Here is a 16,739-nt window from a genome sequence, read left to right on the forward strand (position 1 = left end):
AAATGGCAGGGGCGGCTGGATTCGAACCAACGCATGGCAGGATCAAAACCTGCTGCCTTACCGCTTGGCGACGCCCCTGTATCTGTTGCAACGAGTACCCAGTACTCGGTTCCTTTAGAGCAGACTTTGCAGCTTGCGATGCAACATCGAAACGTTGCTTCCCTTTGCTACAAACCCTGTAAGGGTCTCTGTAAGAAGGGCCGAGACTTTATCAGCTTCAGCTTTGCTTGGGAAGCCCCCAAACACACAACTTCCAGTTCCGGTGAGTTTTGCTTCGGTAAATTTACCTAACAAATTCAATGCGTTACGTACATCTGGATAACGCCTTGCTACCACCGGTAAGCAGTCATTTCGACTGTTTCCCTTGGGAACGGGGCGCACTTTAATGGGAGAAGAGTTACGTGTCAACAACGGATCTGAAAAAATTTCTGCTGTACTTACAGATACTTGCGGAACAAGCACGACATACCACGGCTCTTCGGGGTCTACAGGGGTGAGTTTTTCCCCTACACCCTCAGCAAATGCGGCGTGTCCACGCACAAAAACCGGGACGTCGGCGCCCAGGGTCAGGCCCAGTGCGGCCAGGCGATCTTCATCCCAGCCAAGCTGCCACAAGTGATTGAGGCCGAGCAGGGTGGTCGCGGCATTCGAGCTGCCACCACCGATACCGCCACCCATGGGCAGGATTTTGTCGATCCAGATATCAATGCCCAGCGGGCAACCGGATTGTTCCTGAAGTTTTTTTGCGGCCTTCACGATCAGGTTGCTGTCATGGGGCACGTCGGCAAATTCGGTGTGCAGCTGAATCACGCCATCGTCGCGCACGGCGAAGGTCATCTCATCGCCATAATCGAGAAATTGAAACAGCGTCTGCAACTCGTGGTAGCCGTCTTCACGACGTCCGAGGATGTGCAGCATCAGATTGAGCTTGGCCGGGGAGGGCAGGGTCAGGCGTTCGCTCATGTCACTGCCCCAGCTTGCGTGGTTGCCAGTCCTTGATCACCAGCGTGACGTCAAGGTTGGAGCCGTGCAGCTTGATGCGTTCGGGCAGCCAGTAGCCGCTTTGTTCCACATAGCTGAGGTATTCGACCCGCCAGCCATCCTGCTCCAGGGTGGCCAGGCGGCTGTCGCCATTGAGGCTCAGACGGCTCTTGCTCTCGGGCGCGGGCAGGCCGCGAACCCACCAGACCAAATGGGAGACCGGCAGCTTCCAGCCGACCTGCTCTTCAAGCAAGGCTTCCGGCGATGGCGCTTCGTAGCGGCCCTGGTTGGCCACTTCCAGGCTCACTTGCCCCGGTCGACCGGTCAGGCGCGCAGCACCGCGACCCAGGGGGCCAGAAAGGCGGATGTCGTAATAGTCCTGGCGTTGCAGCCAGAACAAGGTGCCGCTGCCCGAATCCTTCGGTGCGCGAACCCCGATCTTGCCTTCGATCTGCCAGCCATCAATGCTGCTGAGCTGATCCTTATGCTGTCGCCACTGTGCCGGGTTGCCCTGGCCTTCGACGGACTCACGGGCACCGAAGCCCGCACAACCGGCGAGCAGGGCGATAAAACTGAAAACGATGGCGTGGCGCAAAAACATAGAATTAAAGAGTCTCGGATCCGGTCAGGCGCTTGATGGTGCTGCGCAGGATAGGGCTGTCGGGTTGTTCCTTGAGGAACTTGCCCCAGATTTGTCGGGCTTCGCGTTGTTTGCCCTGGGCCCAGAGCACTTCGCCCAGGTGCGCGGCGACTTCCTGGTCGGGGAATCGCTCCAGGGCCTGGCGCAGCAGGCGTTCGGCTTCATCGAGGTTGCCCAGGCGGTAATTCACCCAGCCCAGGCTGTCGAGCACTGCCGGGTCTTCCGGGTTGAGCTGGTGCGCCTGTTCGATCAGAGCCTTGGCCTCGGCATAGCGCGTCGTACGGTCTGACAAGGTGTAACCCAGGGCGTTCAGTGCCATGGCATTGTCCGGGTCGCGCTTGATGATCAGGCGCAGGTCTTTTTCCATCTGCGCCAGGTCGTTGCGTTTTTCGGCCAGCATGGCGCGGGTGTACAGCAGGTTCAGGTCGTCGGGGTATTGCAGCAGGGCCTGGGCGAGGATTTTCCACGCGCGCTCCCCCTGATTGTTGGCCGACAAGGTTTCGGCCTGGATCAGATACAGCTGGATGGCGTAGTCCGGCTCGGCATCGCGGGCGGCGGCCAGGCGTTTTTCGGCTTCGTCGGTGCGGCCGTTATTCATCAGGATATCGGCCTGGCGCAGTTGTGCCGGCAGATAGTCATTGCCGGGGCCGACCTGGGCGTACTCGATCAGCGCGCCTTGCGGGTCATCCCGTTCTTCGGCGATGCGCCCCAGGTTCAGGTGGGCCGAATCGACATGGCTTTCCCGCGCGATCAGGTCTTCCAGGTAGCCCTTGGCCTCTTCCCAGGCCTTGGCTTCCAGGCATACCAGCGCCAGGGAATAACGCAATTCGTCATCGTCCGGGTATTGCTGGACCAGGCTGGCGAACTCCACCTTGGCGTCTTCCATGCGGTCCTGTTCTACCAGCATGCGCGCATAAGTCAGGCGCAGACGCTTGTCGTCCGGATACTTCTTGATGCTTTTTTGCAGCAGCGGCAAGGCTTCCTTACCGCGGTTGAGGCTTTGCAGCAGGCGCGCGCGCAGCAGCAGCGGGGCGATCTCACCTTCTTCCGGCGGGTTTTGCTCCAGCAGCTTGAGGGCCGCCTGCGGTTCGTCATCCTGTTGCAGCAGCAGCGCCTTGCCAAATACCAGTTGGCCATTGCTCGGGTGCTTTTGCAGCAGGCGGTCGAAACTCTTCATCAGGCCATCGCGGGTGTCCTGGTCGGTGTCGGCAGCAGACAGGGCGAGGAAGTCGAAATGGGTATCGCCCTTGCCCTGCAAGACTTTCTCCATATAAACCATGGAGTCGTCGTAGCGCCCGGCACGCGCCAGCTGGATTGCCGCAGCGCGTTGGGCTTCGAGATCGTCCGGGGCGTTTTTCGCCCAGATCAGTGCGGTGTCCAGGGCGGCCTGGTCGGCGCCCAGGTATTCGGCGATGCGAAACGCGCGCTCGGAAATCCCCGGGTCCTGGGTGTTGATGGCCTGGGTCACGTAGTTATCCAGGGCAATGTCGAAACGATTGCGCTGGCCGGCCAGCTCCGCGCTCAGCAGGCTGAACACCGTTTCTTCGCTGAACGAGGAATAAACCTTGGGCTTTTCAGGGGCGGGGGTGTTGTCTTCCACCGGCGCAGGACTCTGCGGCGATACGGGGGCCATGGACTGGCAGCCGCCTAGGAAGGCAAGGGCAAGGAGCAACGCGGAAGATCTATTCATATAGGAAGAGGACGACTAACCTGCGGTCGGATCATCATGACACAAGCCCTCGGCCAAACATAACCGAGTCTCAATTGGCGCCTTTATAGGCATAGGGCATTAGGACAATAGACGACGGTGGTTGTTCTGAATCAGTCGAAGTAGGACAATTGTCGGCTTCTCGACATCATCAGCGATATTGAATGGCCTTCCTTGCTCTGGGTATCAACCACAAGACTGCTTCTGTAGACGTCCGCGAGCGCGTGGCGTTTACCCCGGAGCAGTTGGTTGAGGCTTTGCAGCAGCTGTGCCGGCTCACCGACAGCCGCGAAGCTGCGATCCTTTCCACCTGCAACCGCAGCGAGCTCTATATAGAGCAGGAACATCTTTCGTCGGATGGGGTGCTGCGCTGGCTGGCTGATTACCACCATTTGAGCCTGGATGACCTGCGCGCCAGCGCTTATGTGCATGAAGATGATGCGGCAGTTCGTCACATGATGCGTGTGGCGTCCGGGCTCGATTCGCTGGTGTTGGGCGAGCCGCAGATCCTCGGCCAGATGAAATCGGCCTACGCCGTAGCCCGCGAAGCCGGGACCGTGGGGCCGTTGTTGGGGCGTTTGTTCCAGGCCACTTTCAACTCGGCCAAACAGGTGCGCACTGATACGGCCATCGGTGAAAACCCGGTCTCCGTGGCGTTTGCCGCCGTCAGCCTGGCCAAGCAGATCTTCAGCGACCTGCAACGCAGCCAGGCCTTGCTGATCGGCGCGGGCGAGACCATCACCCTGGTCGCCCGGCACCTGCATGACCTGGGCGTGAAGCGCATCGTGGTGGCCAACCGGACCCTTGAGCGCGCCAGCATCCTGGCCGAAGAGTTCGGCGCCCACGCCGTGTTGCTCGCCGATATTCCGGCCGAACTGGTGCGCAGCGATATCGTCATCAGTTCCACCGCCAGCCAGTTGCCGATCCTCGGCAAGGGCGCAGTGGAAAGCGCCCTGAAACTGCGCAAGCACAAGCCGATTTTCATGGTGGATATTGCCGTTCCCCGGGATATCGAGCCGGAAGTCGGCGAGTTGGACGACGTTTACCTCTATAGCGTCGACGATCTGCACGAAGTGGTCGCCGAAAACCTCAAGAGCCGCCAGGGCGCTGCCCAGGCTGCCGAGGAAATGGTCGCGATCGGCGCCGAGGATTTTATGGTGCGCCTGCGCGAGCTGGCCGCCGTGGATGTGCTCAAGGCCTATCGCCAACAGGGCGAGCGCTTGCGTGACGAAGAATTGATCAAGGCGCAGCGCCTGCTGGCCAATGGCGGCAACGCTGAAGACATTTTGATGCAATTGGCCCGTGGCCTTACCAACAAGCTGTTGCATGCTCCCAGCGTACAGCTTAAAAAACTGACAGCCGAAGGCCGCCTCGATGCGCTGGCCATGGCCCAGGAACTCTTTGCCCTCGGAGAGGGCGCGTCAGACAGCTCTTCGGATAAAAAACCGCAATGAAAGCGTCACTGCTCAATAAACTGGACGTGCTCCAGGACCGTTTCGAAGAACTGACTGCCTTGCTCGGCGATGGCGAGGTTATTTCCGATCAGACCAAGTTCCGTGCCTATTCCAAGGAATACGCCGAAGTTGAGCCGATTGTCACCACCTATTCGCAACTGCTCAAAGTGCAGGCCGACCTCGAAGGTGCCCAGGCACTGCTCAAGGACAGCGACCCGGACATGCGTGAAATGGCCGTGGAAGAAGTCCGCGAAGCCAAAGATAAGCTCATCGAGTTGGAGGGCGACCTGCAACGCATGCTGCTGCCCAAAGACCCCAACGACGGGCGCAACGTATTCCTGGAAATCCGCGCCGGTACTGGCGGTGACGAGGCGGCGATCTTCTCCGGCGACCTGTTTCGCATGTATTCGCGCTATGCCGAGCGGCGCGGCTGGCGCGTGGAAATCCTCTCGGAGAACGAAGGGGAGCACGGCGGCTACAAGGAAATCATTGCCCGGGTCGAAGGCGAGAACGTCTACGGCAAGCTGAAATTCGAGTCCGGCGTGCACCGCGTACAGCGTGTGCCCGCCACCGAATCCCAGGGCCGTATCCACACCTCGGCCTGCACCGTGGCGGTATTGCCCGAGCCGGACGAGCAGGAAGCCATTGAAATCAACCCGGCAGACTTGCGGGTCGACACTTACCGCTCGTCGGGCGCCGGTGGCCAGCACGTCAACAAGACCGACTCGGCGATCCGCATCACCCACTTGCCTTCCGGCATTGTGGTGGAGTGCCAGGAAGAACGCTCCCAGCACAAGAACCGTGCGCGGGCCATGTCCTGGTTGTCGGCCAAGCTCAACGACCAGCAGACCAGCGCCGCCGCCAACGCCATTGCCAGTGAGCGCAAGTTGCTGGTGGGCTCGGGTGACCGCTCCGAACGCATTCGCACCTATAACTACGCCCAGGGCCGGGTTACCGACCATCGGGTCAACCTGACCCTGTATTCCCTGGACGAGATCCTTGCCGGTGGCGTGGACGCAGTGATCGAGCCGTTGCTCGCCGAATACCAGGCGGACCAACTGGCCGCGATAGGTGAATAAATGACCATTATTGCCAGCTTGCTGCGCGCCGCCGACCTGCCGGACTCGCCTACCGCGCGCCTGGATGTGGAGTTGTTGCTGGCCGCTGCCTTGGGCAAGTCCCGCAGCTACCTGCACACCTGGCCGGAAAAAATCGTCAGCAGCGAAGACGCGCTGCGCTTTGCCGACTACCTGCAACGTCGCCGCAGCGGCGAGCCGGTGGCCTATATCCTCGGCCAGCAAGGTTTCTGGAAGCTTGACCTGGAAGTCGCGCCGCACACCCTGATCCCGCGCCCGGACACCGAACTGCTGGTGGAAGCGGCCCTGGAGTTGTTGCCCGCGACCCCGGCCAATGTCCTCGACCTGGGCACTGGCAGCGGCGCCATCGCCCTGGCCCTGGCCAGCGAGCGCCCGGCCTGGCGCGTGACGGCGGTGGATCGCGTGCTGGAAGCCGTGGCCCTGGCCGAGCGCAATCGCCAGCGCCTGCACCTGGAAAACGTCACGGTGCTCAATAGTCATTGGTTCAGCGCCCTCAAAGATCACACCTATCACCTGATCATCAGCAACCCGCCCTATATTGCCGACAGCGATCCGCACCTGGCGGCGGGCGATGTGCGTTTCGAGCCGGCCAGCGCATTGGTGGCCGGTCACGACGGCCTGGACGACCTGCGCCTGATCATCGCCCAGGCGCCGCAGCACCTGGAGGCCGGTGGCTGGTTGTTGCTCGAGCATGGTTACGACCAGGCTCCGGCCGTGCGCGACCTGCTGCTGGCGCAAGGTTTCGAAGAGGTCCACAGCCGTATCGACCTCGGCGGCCATGAGCGCATCAGCCTGGGACGCCGGCCGTGCTGACCGATCAGGAGCTGTTGCGCTACAGCCGGCAGATCCTGTTGCAACAGGTCGATATCGACGGCCAGTTACGCCTGAAAAACAGCCGCGTGCTGATTGTCGGCCTTGGCGGCCTGGGCGCTCCGGTGGCCTTGTACCTGGCAGCGGCCGGCGTCGGTGAGCTGCATCTGGCGGACTTTGACACCGTCGACCTGACCAACCTGCAACGCCAGATCATCCACGACACCGACAGCATCGGCCTGAGCAAGGTCGATTCCGCCATCGGCCGCTTGAGCGCGATCAACCCCGAGATCCGACTGATTGCCCACCGCACGGCGCTGGACGCTGATTCGTTGGCCGCCGCTGTGTCCAATGTGGACTTGGTGCTCGACTGCTGTGACAACTTCGCCACCCGCGAAGCGGTGAACGCGGCGTGCGTGGCAGCTGGCAAGCCCCTGGTCAGCGGCGCGGCGATTCGCCTCGAAGGCCAGCTCTCGGTGTTTGATCCGCGGCGCCCGGAAAGCCCGTGCTACCACTGCTTATATGGGCACGGCAGCGATACCGAGCTGACCTGCAGCGAAGCCGGCGTCGTCGGCCCGCTGGTGGGGTTGGTCGGCAGCCTGCAAGCCCTGGAAGCCCTGAAGCTGCTGGCTGGCTTTGGCACACCGCTGGTTGGGCGCCTGCTGTTGATCGACGCCCTGGGCACACGTTTTCGCGAACTGCGGGTCAAGCGCGATCCCGGTTGCAGCGTCTGCGGCAGCCAGCATGGTTAAGGATGCACCGATTGGTGTGTTCGACTCCGGCGTTGGCGGCCTGTCGGTGCTGGACGAAATTCATCGTTTATTGCCCCATGAGTCGCTGCTGTACGTGGCGGATTGCGGGCATATCCCCTACGGCGAGAAAACCCCGGCGTTCATTCGCGAACGTTCGCGGGTGGTCGCGGAGTTTTTCCGCGAGCAGGGCGCCAAGGCCTTTGTGATCGCCTGCAACACGGCAACCGTAGCCGCGGTTGCGGACTTGCGTATTGATTATCCGGATTGGCCCCTGGTGGGCATGGAGCCGGCAGTCAAACCGGCCGCCGCCGCGACCCGCAGCGGGGTGATCGGGGTGCTCGCCACCACGGGCACCCTGCAAAGCGCCAAGTTCGCCGCGTTACTGGACCGCTTTGCCAGCGATGTGCGGGTGGTCACCCAGCCCTGTCCGGGGCTGGTGGAGTTGATCGAGGCCGGCGACCTGGGTAGCCCGGCGCTGCGCCAGTTGCTGCAGGGGTACGTCACGCCGCTGGTTGAGGCCGGGTGCGACACCATCATCCTCGGTTGCACTCATTATCCTTTTCTCAAGCCATTGCTGGCGACGATGCTGCCACCGACGGTCATCCTGATCGACACCGGGGCGGCCGTGGCGCGTCAGTTGCAGCGTCTGCTGGGCGAGCGCCAACTGCTGGCCGAGGGCAATCCTCGGGCTGCGCAGTTCTGGACTAGCGGTGATCCGCAGCATCTAAGAAATATCCTACCCACACTGTGGAAGTTCAGCGGCGTTGTGCGAAGCTTCGGTCTGTGAAAAATTCGTGAAATAGCGGGTTTTTTAGCTGAACTTCTGCGTAGTCCGTGATTTCTATAGCTCTTGATTAGCGGTACACAACCATACAACTTCGTTTGGAAAGGATGTTTCTTATGAAGCGCTTGTTCTGTTTGGCTGCGATTGCAGCCGCTGTGTTGGGACACTCGGTTTCGGCCCAGGCTGCCGGCCTGGAATTTGCGGTAGGGCATACCAGCGATTCGACCATGACTTATCGTCTGGGCCTGCAATCGGACTGGGACAAGAGCTGGTGGCAGAGCGATGTGGGGCGCCTGACCGGCTACTGGAGCGGCGCTTATACCTTCTGGGACGGTGATGAACGTGCGAGTGTCAGCAGCCTGTCGTTTTCGCCGGTGTTTGTGTACGAATTCGCCGGCGAGTCGGTGAAACCCTATATCGAAGCGGGGATCGGCGTGGCGCTGTTCTCACGCACCCGGATCGAGGACAACAACATCGGCGGGGCCTTCCAGTTCGAAGACCGCCTGGGCTTCGGCTTGCGTTTTGCCGGCGGGCATCAGGTGGGGATCCGTGCCACGCACTATTCCAACGCAGGCATCAGTAGTCACAACGATGGTATCGAGAGCTATTCGTTGAACTACACCCTGCCGCTCTGATATTCCCCGGCACAGCAGAACCCATGTGGAAGCCGGGCTTGTGTGGGAGTCGGGCTTGCCCGCGATGCAGATGGCTCGGTGCTTCAGACAAACCGAAGTGATGCTATCGCAGGCAAGCCAGCTCCCACATAAGCCCGCTCCCCCATTTGAGCTCGGCAGTTTTCACGGTCAGCGGTAGACCGTCGCAATCCCCTGGCGCTCTTCAAGGCACTCCGGCGCGCCCATCTCGAACTCCCGGCAAATCAGCGGTCGCTTCTCATAGATAGTGCACATCATCGTGTCGCGATCCAGCGCCGCGCACCAGCCGTCGTCCAGGCGCAGCATGACTTCGCCGCCCCAATCGTCCGTGTCGATATAGCGATCAGGCACGCCAGTGTCGGTGATCAACATGACTTCCAGTTGGCAGCAGCAAGCTGCACACGTGGAGCACGTCACGGCGGGTTCGGCGATTTGAATGTGGGGAATGGTGGTCATAGGCGCGCAGTGTAAGGCAAGCCGGTCGGGCGCGTGTGAAAGCTCTGACGGACGTCAGCGCGCGAGCCGGTGCAGGCCAGGAAATACCACAGCCCACAGCAGTGCGATGGCCGCCAGGGTCGGGGCCGTGGCAAACCCGAAGCTCACGCCTGCCAACTGGCTACCGGCGTAGTACGACAGCGGCCCGCCCACTGCTCCCAGCAGGCTTGCGCGCCACCAGGGCCGGGCGCTCCAGGCCAGGCAGTGGCGCAAGGTAGTCGCCAGCAGCGCCCACAGCAAGATCAACCACAGAGGAATCAACGGGCCTGGATCACTGAATTCAAACACACCGGCCGTGCGCAACAGCGTGTCGAGCAGGGTGCCCAGCACGGTCACGCTCAAGATCAACCGCCCTTCAAAGGCCCACGAAGTTATCCACAGCAGGTGGATCGCCAGCACGCCCAGCCCGAGCAATAACCACAGGCTGTCGCCACCCATCACACAGGCAAACCAGCCGCACTGGAACAGCGCGGCATTGGCCAGGTTTTTAAGCATTGAAGCGCCCGAGCAGTGGTTGTGTCACCGCGCCAGGTTTGGCCAGCAGCAATTGCGCGGTGCCGATGGTGCGTTCCATAAAACCACCTTCGCAGTAGCACAGATAGAACTCCCACAACCGCAGGAAGTATTCGTCGTAGCCCAGTTCCGTGAGGCGGCCATGGGCACGGCGAAAATTCTCATGCCACAAGCGCAGGGTTCGCGCGTAATGCAGGCCGAAGTCTTCCATGTGCAGCAGGTTCATATCGGTGTCGCGACTGACAATCTGCAACATCTTCTGTACACAGGGCAGGGCGCCACCGGGGAAAATGTAGCGCTGGATAAAGTCGACGCTGCTCTTGGCCTGTTCATAGCGTTGTTCGCGGATGGTGATGGCCTGCAACAGCATCAGCCCGTCGCTCTTGAGCAAGTGCGCGCATTGCTTGAAGTAGGTGGGCAGGAAACGATGACCCACGGCCTCGATCATTTCAATGGACACCAGTTTGTCGTACTGCCCGCTCAAGTCGCGGTAGTCCTGCAACAGCAATGTCACCTGATTCTGCAAACCCAGGGCCTGGATGCGCTGTTCGGTGTAGGCAAACTGCTCTTTGGACAAGGTGGTCGTGGTGACCCGGCAGCCATACTGCTGCGCCGCGTACAGGGCCATGCTGCCCCAGCCGGTGCCGATTTCCAGCAGGTGGTCCGAAGGCTTGAGCGCGAGTTTCTGGCAGATGCGTTCGAGCTTGTTGAGCTGCGCCTGTTCCAGGGTGTCGTCGGCGGTGAGGAACTGCGCCGCCGAATACATCATGGTCGGGTCGAGAAACTCCTGGAACAGGTCGTTGCCCAGGTCGTAGTGAGCAGCGATGTTCTTTTGCGAGCCCTTGCGGGTATTGCGGTTGAGCCAGTGCAGGCCCTGGGTGAATGGGCGGGCCAACTTGGCCAGGCCGCCTTCCAGGGCATCCAGTACCTCAAGGTTGCTGACCATCACCCGCACCACCGCGGTCAGGTCCGGGCTACTCCAGTAACCATGAATAAACGCCTCGCCGGCGCCGATGGAACCGTTGGCGGCTACCAGGCCCCACACCGCCGGGTCGAGGATCTGGATTTCCCCCAGCAAGTGCGCCTCCCGTGCGCCGAACACCTGGCGCTCACCGTCCTCGACCACCACCAGTTGGCCGTGACGCAGGTTGCCGAGTTGACGCAGCACGGCCTTGCGCAACAACGCGCCGGTCAGGCCATTGACGTTCAGGCGATTGGATTTGACCGATAAGCTAGGGGATTTCATGGCGGCGATCCTTGGGATACCCAGTTGCACAGGCGCCATCGGCGGCCTGATGGGGGAAAATCGGTGTGCGTTTAAGCAGCAAGCGCAGGGCTTGCCAGTAAATTGCCAGGCCGGTCTTGGCGGTCATCCACGGGAAGCGCCACAAGTAGCGATGCAGGCTGGCGCGGTCCAGGGCTTCGCGTTGCAGGCTCAAGGTGGCGTCGAACACCTTGGTCTCGCCCTGCCAGTCGGCCATATGCACCCCCAGGCGCTGGCCGGGTGGGCTGAAGCTCATGCGGTATTCCAGGTCTCGGGGCAAGAACGGCGACACATGAAACGCCTTGGCCACCGCGAAATGCTGGTGCTCGCCGCCCGCCAGGGCGCGGGCCGGCAGCACGTAGTGATAGCGTTCGCGCCACGGGGTGTTGGTCACTTCACAGACAATCGCCGCCAGTTGTCCATCAGCCTCGAAGCAGTAAAAGAAACTCACCGGGTTGAACGCCAGGCCCCAACTGCGGACCTGGGTCAGCAGGCAGACAGCGCCCTGTGGGGTATGCCCCAACGCCGTACTGACCACCTGGCGCACGGCATCAGTCAAACAGGTGCCATCGCGGGTCAATTCAGGCAGGTAGTCCTGCTGGCGCAATGAAAACGGCGCGAAGCGGCCACGGCCGGCGAACGGCGACAGCCCCAGCACCTGCTCCTGTTCGCTGAGGTCCAGGTACAGCAGGCCGATGCGATAGCGAAACGCATGCCCCTTGGCGGTAAATCGCCGATGGGCGATCCAGCCACTGTAGAGGGCGCTGTTCACAGGTTTTCCCCGAAGGCCTGGGCCACGCGCAGGGCACTGACCACGCCGTCTTCATGAAAGCCGTTGGCCCAGTAGGCCCCACAATAATAGGTGTGCTGGGCGCCATGCAGTTCTTCCCAGCGCGCTTGCGCCGCCACCGCCGCCAGGCTGTATTGGGGATGGGCATAGGTGTAGCGGGCAAGGATTTTCAGCGGGTTGATAATTGCTGTCTGATTGAGGCTCACGCAAAAGGTGGTGGGGCTGTCGATGCCTTGCAGGATGTTCATGGCGTAGGTGACGGCCGCTGGCTTGTGCATACTGGCGTCCAGTCGATAGTTCCAGCTGGCCCAGGCCAGTGGGCGATCGGGCAGCAAGCGGGTGTCGGTGTGCAGGGCCACGTCGTTGTCGGCGTAGGTTATTGCCCCAAGAATTTGCTGCTCAGCCTGGCTCGGGTCGTTCAGCAGGGCCAGGGCCTGGTCGCTGTGGCAGGCGAAGACGACCTTGTCGAAAATTTCACGGCCATCGGCACTGTGGATGACCACACCTTCCTGTGTGCGCTCGACTTTTTGCACCGGGCAGTTGAGGCGGATCTGCTGGCGAAACGAATGGGTCAGGGGCTCGATATAACGGCTGGAACCGCCCTCGATCACACACCACTGCGGCCGATTGTTCACCGACAGCAGGCCGTGGTTCTTGAAGAAGCGCACGAAGAACTGCAGCGGAAACCCCAGCATGTCCGCCAGGGGCATCGACCAGATCGCCGCGCCCATGGGCACGATGTAGTGCCGGATAAAGCGCGGGCCGTAGTTGCCCGCCTGCAGGTATTCGCCCAGGGTCGTCTGTGCGCTGATGCGTTGCTCCTGCAAATCCAGCGGCGCCTGGCGATTGAAGCGCAGGATATCGCGCAACATCCCCCAGAAGCCGGGGGACAGGATATTGCTGCGCTGGGCGAACAGGCTGTTGAGGTTATTGCCGTTGTACTCGAGGTTTTCCTCTGGGGCACAGACCGAGAAGCTCATTTCGGTCGGTTTGAACGGCACGCCGATCTGCCTCAGCAAACGGATGAAGTTGGGGTAGGTCCAGTCGTTGAACACGATAAAGCCGGTGTCCACCGCGTAATGTCTGCCATCGACGGTCACGTCTACCGTATGGGTATGGCCACCAATCCGGTCGGCGGCTTCGAACAGGGTGATGTCGTGGCGGCGACTGAGCAGGTAGGCGCTGGTCAGCCCGGAAATCCCACTGCCGATAATGGCGATCTTCACAGGTCGTCCTTTTGTGGCGGTGGGCTGCGCAGCATGCGCTTGCCGATGATCAGTTGCGCGCGGTTCGGCAGTTTCGACAAAGGCCAGAGGGTGGCAATAAACAGTGCCGGGAAGGCGATCTCCAGTGGGCGTTTTTCCAGTTTGCCGAAAATATGCCGCGCTGCTTTGTCGGCCGGCCAGCTCAAGGGCATCGGGAAATCATTGCGTTCGGTCAACGGCGTATCGACGAAGCCGGGGCTGACCACCGTGACATCAATGCCTTCGGGAGACAGGTCGATGCGCAGCGATTCGAACAAATAGCGCAGGCCTGCCTTGGACGCGCCGTAGGCTTCTGCGCGGGGCATCGGCAGGTAGGTGACGGCACTGGCGACGCCCACCAGGTGCGGGGTTGACCCGGCGCGCAGCAGCGGCAATGCGGCTTCGATGCAATAACTGCTAGCCAGCAGGTTGGTGCGCACCACGTGTTCGATAATCGACGCATCGAACTGCTTGGCATCCACATATTCGCAGGTGCCGGCATTCAGGATCACGGTGTCCAGGGCGCCCCAGGTTTGCATGATGTGCTCGCCGATTTCCCGTACCACCTGGCTGTTGGTCAAGTCGCCGGGGACCACCAGCACTTGCCCGGGGTAACGTTGCGCAAGTTGCTCCAGCGGTGCTTCGGTGCGCGCACTCAGCGCGACCTGCGCCCCACTGCCGAGCAACTCTTCGGCCAGGGCCGCACCGATACCGCTGCTTGCCCCGGTCAGCCAATAGCGGCGTGGCGATGTCAGGCTCATGCCATTCTCCCTTTCAACCAACGGATCAACCGGCCGAGTACCGGCAGGTGTTCGTAAAGCAGCGCTCCGGCATCAAAGTAATCGCGGTGCCGGTAAACCTTGTCGTGCCATAACAGGTGAGAGCAGCCTTGCACCTGAATCTGTTGGCCGCCCGCTAACCGCGGGTGGCAAAAGCTCATGGTCCAGCGCAGGTAACCTTCGCCTTCGGCCACGTGGTCGAAACCGTGGAAGTCAAAATGCAATGGGTCGACGTTGCTGTAAAGCTCGGCAAAGTACGCCTTCAGCGCGCTGATGCCGTGGACCTGGTGCAGTGGATCGGTAAACGCTATGTCCTGGCTGTACAGGCTGTCGAGCCGGTGCAGGTTGTGTTTGTCCAGGGTGGCGAAGGACTCGGCGAACTGGCGCAGGAAATCACTCATACACACCCCCTGCCGCCTGGCGTGAGGGCAGGGCACGAAAGGCCGCCAGCGCCCGCTCGCGGGAAGACTTCAGATCGACGATGGGCCGTGGGTAGTCGGCCACGCCAAACAGCCCGCCGACAGCGTCGGGGTTGTGCACTTCCTTTTTGTTCAATCCCGCCAGTTGTGGCAGCCACTGCTTGATAAAACGCCCTTCGCCATCGAATTTCTCGGACTGGCTCAACGGGCTGAAAATGCGGAAGTACGGTGCCGAGTCGGTGCCGGTGGACGAACTCCATTGCCAGCCGCCGTTATTGGCCGCCAGATCGCCGTCGATCAAGTGGCGCATAAAAAAGCGCTCGCCTTCGCGCCAGTCGATCAGCAGGTTCTTGGTCAGAAACATCGCCACCACCATGCGCAGGCGGTTATGCATCCAGCCGGTTTCCAAGAGCTGGCGCATCGCGGCATCAATGATCGGCAGGCCGGTGCGTGCCTCTTGCCAGGCGGCCAGATCAGCGGGAGCGTGGCGCCAGGCCACAGCTTCGGTTTCCGGGCGAAAGGCACGATGGCGCGACACCCGTGGGTAACCCACCAGGATATGTTTGTAGAACTCGCGCCACAGCAATTCGTTGATCCAGGTGATTGCGCCGATGTCGCCGCTTTCGAATTCACCCTGGTTACTTTGCAGCGCCGCATGCAGGCACTGGCGTGGCGAAATCACGCCGGCGGCGAGGTACGCAGACAGTTGGCTGGTGCCGGGCTTGGCCGGGAAGTCGCGTTCATCCTTGTAATAGCTGATTTGTGCGTCGGCAAACTGGGCAAGGCGTCGCTGCGCCTCGTCTTCACCGGCCGGCCAAAGGGCGCGCAGGGTGTCGCTGGGCGGGGCAAATCCCTTGACCTGCTCGGGAACTGCATCACTGGCGAACGGCAGCGCGGCCTGCGCCTTGGGCGTCGCCACCCGGCGCGGCAGGGCACTGTGCAGGCGGTTGTAACAGACCTTACGAAACTGGCTGAACACCTGGAAGTAAGTGCCGGTCTTGGTCAATACGCTGCCAGGCTGGAACAGCAGTTGGTCCAGATAGCTGTGAAACCCTACCCCGTGTGCTTCCAGAGCCTGGGCCACGGCGGCATCGCGCCGGCTTTCGTGGATCCCGTATTCTTCGTTGGTGTGCACGCTCTCGACTGACAGGGCCTGGCACACCTGCACCAGTACCTGTGGCACCTGGTCCCAAGTGTCGGCATGGCGGATCAGCAGGGGAATATTCAGCTCTCCCAGGGCCAGGCTCAGGGCCTTGAGGTTGCGCAGCCAGAAGTCCACCTTGCACGGCGCATCGTCATGGGCCAGCCACTGATCGGCGGTAATCAGGTACACCGCCGCTGTCGGGCCGCGCTGGCAGGCGGCAGCGAGGGCGGTGTTGTCATGCAGGCGCAGGTCGCTGCGCAGCCAGATCAGATGCATTAGAGAAGCCCACGCTGGATCAGGAGCTGATGGGCCGACAAGGGGTCTTCGGCCAGCACCAATTGAGGGGTGTCCTGAGTTAATACGGATAACTCGGCTTGATGGATGCACACCGTTGGTCCGGCAATCAGGATCGGGCAGTGGGTGCCGCTCAGCAGTTTCGGCAAGGTCGCTAAATGGAGGGCCTTGCTCGAGTACAGCAGCACGGCGCGCGGTTGCAGGTGCTCGACGGCCAGGGCCAGTTCGCCGGTAGGCAACGGCCAGTCGAAAACTTCCACCGGGCAATCGGCGCTGCTGGCCAGCCAGGCGCTCAGCCACAGGTGCGGTTCGAGCGGCAGGTCGGAATGGTTGATCAGCAACAATGGCGGGCCGTTGAGCTGGCGGTTGTTGTGATACATCCGTGCGCCGAACTTGCTGCGCAGCCAGGAATGGAAAAACACCCGCTCCATCTGCGCGCCGAACTGGCCTTGCCAGCGCTGCTCCAGCTCCTTGAGCAGTGGCAACAGCAGTTGCTCGCACAGGGTACGCGGTGGGTAAAGGGCCATGGCCTGGTTGAACACGTCGTCGACCCGGCGCTCGGCCAGTTGACCGATGGCCTGGATCAAGGTCTGGCGCAGGTTCTGCCATTCGTTTTCGACGCTATCGTCCACCGGCTGGGCGTTGTCGATCAACTGCTTGACCTGGCTTACCGGTACGCCTCGGTTGAGCCACGTCAGGATAGTCTGGATACGCTGCACATGGTCGGCGTTGAACAGCCGATGGCCCTTGGGCGTACGCTGCGGCACGATCAGGCCGTAACGCCGTTCCCAGGCGCGCAGGGTCACCGCGTTGACCCCGGTCTGGCGGGCCACTTCGCGAATCGGCAGCCAGCCTTGTTCCAGGGCCAGGGCCACATCTTCGACGGGTTGGGCAGGGGGTTGCGGGGAAACATTCATG

The 16,739-nt window shown here is 61.6% G+C and carries 18 protein-coding genes and 1 tRNA gene; 6 read left to right on the plus strand and 13 right to left on the minus strand.

All coding sequences use genetic code 11. The features are described from left to right. Positions 1 to 3: 3 nt before the first annotated feature. The 4 genes from PSFL_RS25890 to PSFL_RS25905 form a co-directional block, all read right to left on the minus strand. Positions 4 to 78, minus strand: a tRNA-Gln gene (locus PSFL_RS25890). A 36-nt stretch (positions 79 to 114) separates the two neighbouring features. Then, on the minus strand, positions 115 to 963 hold the full coding sequence (ispE, locus tag PSFL_RS25895) for a 4-(cytidine 5'-diphospho)-2-C-methyl-D-erythritol kinase (protein WP_115127432.1): 849 nt from the start codon (positions 961 to 963) through the stop codon (positions 115 to 117). A gap of 1 nt (position 964) precedes the next feature. Further along, entirely contained in the window at positions 965 to 1,582 is a 618-nt protein-coding gene (gene lolB / locus PSFL_RS25900; RefSeq protein WP_057437742.1) for a lipoprotein insertase outer membrane protein LolB, read from the minus strand. A gap of 4 nt (positions 1,583 to 1,586) precedes the next feature. After that, complete coding sequence (locus PSFL_RS25905; protein ID WP_115127433.1) at positions 1,587 to 3,311, minus strand: tetratricopeptide repeat protein; 1,725 nt, start codon at positions 3,309 to 3,311, stop codon at positions 1,587 to 1,589. Between the two features lie 182 nt (positions 3,312 to 3,493). On the opposite strand from PSFL_RS25905, the gene hemA reads away from it, so the two are divergent. The 6 genes from hemA (at position 3,494) to PSFL_RS25935 (ending at position 8,861) form a co-directional block, all read left to right on the plus strand. Then, entirely contained in the window at positions 3,494 to 4,783 is a 1,290-nt protein-coding gene (hemA, locus tag PSFL_RS25910) for a glutamyl-tRNA reductase (RefSeq protein WP_057437744.1), read from the plus strand. Then, a complete protein-coding gene (gene prfA / locus PSFL_RS25915) occupies positions 4,780 to 5,862 on the plus strand; it encodes a peptide chain release factor 1 (RefSeq protein ID WP_057437746.1) in 1,083 nt (360 codons plus the stop codon). Before hemA ends, prfA begins: the two co-directional genes overlap by 4 nt. Continuing rightward, a complete protein-coding gene (prmC, locus tag PSFL_RS25920; RefSeq protein WP_120731658.1) occupies positions 5,863 to 6,693 on the plus strand; it encodes a peptide chain release factor N(5)-glutamine methyltransferase in 831 nt (276 codons plus the stop codon). Continuing rightward, the gene (locus PSFL_RS25925) at positions 6,687 to 7,442 is read left to right on the plus strand and encodes a molybdopterin-synthase adenylyltransferase MoeB (protein ID WP_120731660.1); all 756 of its coding nucleotides are present in this window, start codon (positions 6,687 to 6,689) and stop codon (positions 7,440 to 7,442) included. The genes prmC and PSFL_RS25925 overlap by 7 nt, the downstream gene beginning before the upstream one ends. Next, positions 7,435 to 8,229 carry a glutamate racemase gene (gene murI / locus PSFL_RS25930; protein ID WP_057958302.1) on the plus strand — a complete coding sequence of 265 codons (795 nt, stop codon included), beginning with the start codon at positions 7,435 to 7,437 and terminating at the stop codon, positions 8,227 to 8,229. Before PSFL_RS25925 ends, murI begins: the two co-directional genes overlap by 8 nt. Positions 8,230 to 8,342: 113 nt before the next feature. Further along, on the plus strand, positions 8,343 to 8,861 hold the full coding sequence (locus PSFL_RS25935; protein WP_057437754.1) for an acyloxyacyl hydrolase: 519 nt from the start codon (positions 8,343 to 8,345) through the stop codon (positions 8,859 to 8,861). A gap of 168 nt (positions 8,862 to 9,029) precedes the next feature. On the opposite strand, the gene PSFL_RS25940 is transcribed toward PSFL_RS25935, so the two are convergent. The 9 genes from PSFL_RS25940 to PSFL_RS25980 are packed head-to-tail and all read right to left on the minus strand — an operon-like array spanning position 9,030 to position 16,738. Beyond that, entirely contained in the window at positions 9,030 to 9,335 is a 306-nt protein-coding gene (locus PSFL_RS25940) for a YkgJ family cysteine cluster protein (RefSeq protein WP_057437756.1), read from the minus strand. Between the two features lie 54 nt (positions 9,336 to 9,389). After that, complete coding sequence (locus PSFL_RS25945) at positions 9,390 to 9,869, minus strand: DUF2878 domain-containing protein (protein ID WP_057444544.1); 480 nt, start codon at positions 9,867 to 9,869, stop codon at positions 9,390 to 9,392. After that, entirely contained in the window at positions 9,862 to 11,133 is a 1,272-nt protein-coding gene (locus PSFL_RS25950) for a cyclopropane-fatty-acyl-phospholipid synthase family protein (RefSeq protein ID WP_057437758.1), read from the minus strand. Before PSFL_RS25950 ends, PSFL_RS25945 begins: the two co-directional genes overlap by 8 nt. Then, positions 11,120 to 11,923, minus strand: a complete 804-nt coding sequence (locus PSFL_RS25955) for a DUF1365 domain-containing protein (RefSeq protein ID WP_057437760.1) — start codon at positions 11,921 to 11,923, stop codon at positions 11,120 to 11,122. The genes PSFL_RS25950 and PSFL_RS25955 overlap by 14 nt, the downstream gene beginning before the upstream one ends. Then, a complete protein-coding gene (locus tag PSFL_RS25960; protein ID WP_397470640.1) occupies positions 11,920 to 13,167 on the minus strand; it encodes an NAD(P)/FAD-dependent oxidoreductase in 1,248 nt (415 codons plus the stop codon). The genes PSFL_RS25955 and PSFL_RS25960 overlap by 4 nt, the downstream gene beginning before the upstream one ends. Then, a complete protein-coding gene (locus PSFL_RS25965) occupies positions 13,164 to 13,946 on the minus strand; it encodes an SDR family oxidoreductase (protein ID WP_170044858.1) in 783 nt (260 codons plus the stop codon). The genes PSFL_RS25960 and PSFL_RS25965 overlap by 4 nt, the downstream gene beginning before the upstream one ends. Then, positions 13,943 to 14,365 (minus strand): nuclear transport factor 2 family protein, encoded by a 423-nt coding sequence (locus tag PSFL_RS25970; protein ID WP_057437765.1) that lies wholly within the window; start codon positions 14,363 to 14,365, stop codon positions 13,943 to 13,945. Before PSFL_RS25970 ends, PSFL_RS25965 begins: the two co-directional genes overlap by 4 nt. Beyond that, complete coding sequence (phrB, locus tag PSFL_RS25975) at positions 14,358 to 15,803, minus strand: deoxyribodipyrimidine photo-lyase (protein WP_057958309.1); 1,446 nt, start codon at positions 15,801 to 15,803, stop codon at positions 14,358 to 14,360. Before phrB ends, PSFL_RS25970 begins: the two co-directional genes overlap by 8 nt. Then, positions 15,803 to 16,738: a MerR family transcriptional regulator gene (locus PSFL_RS25980; protein ID WP_115127436.1), complete on the minus strand. Its 936-nt coding sequence runs from the start codon at positions 16,736 to 16,738 to the stop codon at positions 15,803 to 15,805. The genes phrB and PSFL_RS25980 overlap by 1 nt, the downstream gene beginning before the upstream one ends. Position 16,739 lies beyond the last annotated feature (1 nt).

The sequence above is a fragment of the Pseudomonas sp. DD1 genome (genome assembly GCF_044510355.1).
Classification (GTDB): domain Bacteria; phylum Pseudomonadota; class Gammaproteobacteria; order Pseudomonadales; family Pseudomonadaceae; genus Aquipseudomonas; species Aquipseudomonas shahriarae.